Annotated in this window: 1 pseudogene; it reads right to left on the minus strand. The window is 46.5% G+C overall.

Features of this window, described 5'->3' with window-relative positions:
* Positions 1 to 317 precede the first annotated feature (317 nt).
* Positions 318 to 2,595: pseudogene (locus tag IQ257_RS29280) on the minus strand (ATP-dependent RecD-like DNA helicase).
* Positions 2,596 to 2,849 lie beyond the last annotated feature (254 nt).

Genomic DNA, 2,849 nt, shown 5'->3' on the forward strand with positions numbered 1-2,849 from the left:
CATTTAAGATTGTGATCGCTCTTGGAATCGAGATGATAGGGAATCATGTCATTAGTGTTGTTTGATGACAAGAGCTAACCCCCTATCTTACCTCAAAACCTCAATAATTTTAGATGCGTTTACCCTGCTTACCTTGGCTGATAGCCTTCTTGCACTCGGCTAAACTCTTATTAGTACTGTATCAACTTAGCCGTTCAAGTTGCCTCATGACATTTAGTTTCCAGGCAAAGGAGTTTTACGAGGGATTGGGATATGTTGTGTTTGGTCAACTGGATGATTATCCTGAATCTCACACTCTTTACTTTATGCGAAAGACACTAACAACAGCTTAATAACCGCTGCTGTAGTCGAGTGTAACGCTGCTGCTGATTCGTTTGGTTCAGGGCGATCACTATTGCTTTCTTTGAGCCTATCAAAATTGCCAGTTTCTTTGCTCTCGTCAGCCCTGTGTAGAGCAGATTACGAGATAGCATCAGGTAATGTTGAGTATATAACGGCAGGATTACTACTGGATATTCGGAACCCTGGCTCTTGTGAATTGTTACTGCCCAGGCGAGAGTAATTTCATTCAAATCAGCATAGTCATAGGTAACGATGCGTTCTTGGTAATGCACCTGAACTTCCTGCTCGGTGGTGTCAATCGCGGTTATGACTCCCAAATCTCCATTAAAAACTTCCCGTTGGTAGTCGTTGGTCTGTTGGATAATGCGTGAAGCGAAGCTGTCGCGTTAGCGAATCGCCTACTCTTAAGGTCATCCCACCACGAGTTATCTCAACTTTATCAGCAGAAGGAGGATTAATGAGCTGCTGGAGTACTTGATTAAAGTTACGAGTCCCTACCACTCCTCGTGTCATTGGGCAGAGTAGCTGCACATCAGAGTCTGGATTAAATCCTAGTTTGGGTATCAAATATTCAATCAACTCACAGACAACTTGCACCCCATGTTCGGGTTGATGTCCGCCTCCGTGCCAGAGACAATCGGAACGAGGATTATCGGAAATTAGTTCTATAGAAGGGAACTGCCCTTTATTAATTTGGTGAGCTGCGGTGACAATCGCACTTTGAGTAGCTTGACGAAATACCTGAGTTAACCGCACCACTGGCACTCGACCGGAGTGAATTAAATCAGAGAGGACGTTTCCTGCACCAACCGATGGAAGTTGGTCAATGTCTCCTACTAAGAGCAATTGGGCCTCCTTGGGGACGGCTTTGAGTAGGGAGTATGCCAGAAATAAATCCAACATTGAAGCTTCATCTACTACAATTGCGTGATAAGGTAAGGGATTTTCTTCATCACGCTTAAAGCTCATCGTCCTGGGGTCAAATTCCAACAACCGATGCAGAGTTTTGGCTTCCAGCCCCGTCATTTCTGCTAACCGTTGAGCGGCGCGTCCGGTGGGAGCTGCTAGACCAATGGATTTGCCCATGGCTTTCCATAATGAGACAATGGTATGAGTCGTGAAGGTTTTCCCACAGCCGGGTCCACCAGTGAGAATTGTCAACGGGGAATAAGCCGCTATCTCTACAGCTTGTTGCTGCTTTTCGGAAAGTTCAATGCCTCGACTGGTTGTAAAGCGAGAAATCCAATTTTGGACACGGGGTAAATCAACGCACTGAGAGTGTAAAAGATTTTGCTGGAGTCGTTTTGCCAGATTCTGCTCAGTGTAATAGAAGGTGGGTTTATAGCATAGAACTCCTTCTGCTTCCTGCCCTGTGCCTTCTTCATCAACGCTATTGTCTACAATGAGTTCTTGCAGAATAGCCATTTCCTTGATGATTTGTGCGATTACTTCAACCGAGGGAGTATGAGAGTCAGTAGTGAGTTGGGAGTGTGTTTGTTCAATTAATTCAGCTTGAGGTAAATAACAGTGTCCGTCTTCAGCCGCTTCACTCAAAACGTGAACCAATCCGGCGCGATATCGAAATTCTGAATCGTTCGGGACGCCTAAGTTTTGGGCGATTTTGTCAGCGGTGAGGAAGCCGATACCGTAGATGTCTGCGGCAAGTTGGTAGGGATTTTCTGTAACGGTTGAAATCGCTCCTCCTCCATACTGTTTATATATCTTCACCGCATAAGTGGTAGAAACGCCATGCCCTTGCAGGAATACCATCACCTCTTTGATGGCTTTCTGCGTTTCCCAAGCCTGTTGAATCATGCGGATGCGCTTTTTGGCGATGCCTTTGACTTCAACTAGTCGCTCAATTTGATGCTCAATCACATCCAGGGTATCGAGTCCGAAGTGGGCGACGATGCGTTTAGCGGTGACGGGTCCCACTCCTTTTATGAGTCCGCTGCCTAAATACTTTTCGAGTCCGGTGAGGGTGGCGGGTTTGGTTTCGGTGTACTGAGTGACCTGAAATTGAGCGCCATACTGGGGATGTTCGCGCCAAAATCCTGTCAGTTGTAGCGTTTGTCCGGGCTGGATATTGGCAAAACTGCCGACGATGGTGGTCAACTCTTTGGCTTTGGGGCGCTGCAAACGTGCCACGGTGTAACCGGATTCAGCGGAGTGATAGGTTAAGCGTTCCACCACTCCCGTCATTGTTTCGTACTGGAGAGCCGCATTGACTCTCGGTTGGGCGGAATCTGACATCGCGGTGAGTTATCAAGGATAGCTGTTGTCTCGAAAAGGAGCAGGAATTCTGCGGACGTTCATATAGTAAATATGTACTATATTGCGCTCTCAAAGCAACAGCGTCCCTCTATCAGTGTCAGTTTGCGGAGATTGGCGATGATCGCCTACTTTGAGAGTAACTTTCTAGCCCACATTCCGCACTTCAATATGTAGTATAACTGAAGTATGAGGGGCGATCGCTAAACGATCCAAATAATCAAGTAAAAGTACTC

The sequence above is a fragment of the Coleofasciculus sp. LEGE 07092 genome (assembly GCF_015207375.1).
Classification (GTDB): domain Bacteria; phylum Cyanobacteriota; class Cyanobacteriia; order Cyanobacteriales; family Coleofasciculaceae; genus LEGE-07092.